This window comes from Carboxylicivirga caseinilyticus, from assembly GCF_050589785.1.
Taxonomy (GTDB): domain Bacteria; phylum Bacteroidota; class Bacteroidia; order Bacteroidales; family Marinilabiliaceae; genus Carboxylicivirga; species Carboxylicivirga caseinilyticus.
The window spans coordinates 1-350 of sequence record NZ_JBNGOX010000133.1; the positions used below are offsets into that span (position 1 = coordinate 1).

1 protein-coding gene is annotated in these 350 nt (G+C 42.0%); it reads right to left on the reverse strand.

Annotation, left to right across the window (positions count from 1 at the left end):
* A partial coding sequence (locus tag ACRD62_RS22535; protein WP_430822335.1) for a hypothetical protein occupies positions 1-208 on the reverse strand: 208 nt, incomplete at its 3' end.
* Positions 209-350 lie beyond the last annotated feature (142 nt).

Below are 350 nucleotides of genomic sequence, written 5' to 3' on the forward strand. Positions count from 1 at the left end.
GCATCAGTTCATGACCAAAAGTGGCACAGTTTGAACCGAAATCACTGGCACAGATCAGGCCGATAATGCTGGCACAAAACGATCCGAAATATCCAGGTATCTGAATATGAAATCCCGGTGTTGCAAATCGATGAAACTTTCCAAGTCTTTCTGTAATACCTCTTTCATATTGCTTAATCGTGAAAAATGGAAAAAATTTTATTCTCATTTCTTATAAACTTTATGTTATGTACTCGGGTTCTATTCTATGGCATACAACGTTTGCTGGATGAAGTCGTGGCGCGTTAGTCGTGGTGTCGTGTCACCCGATAGGGGGACTAAGACGGTAGACTAAGGTGTCAGGACGAGCA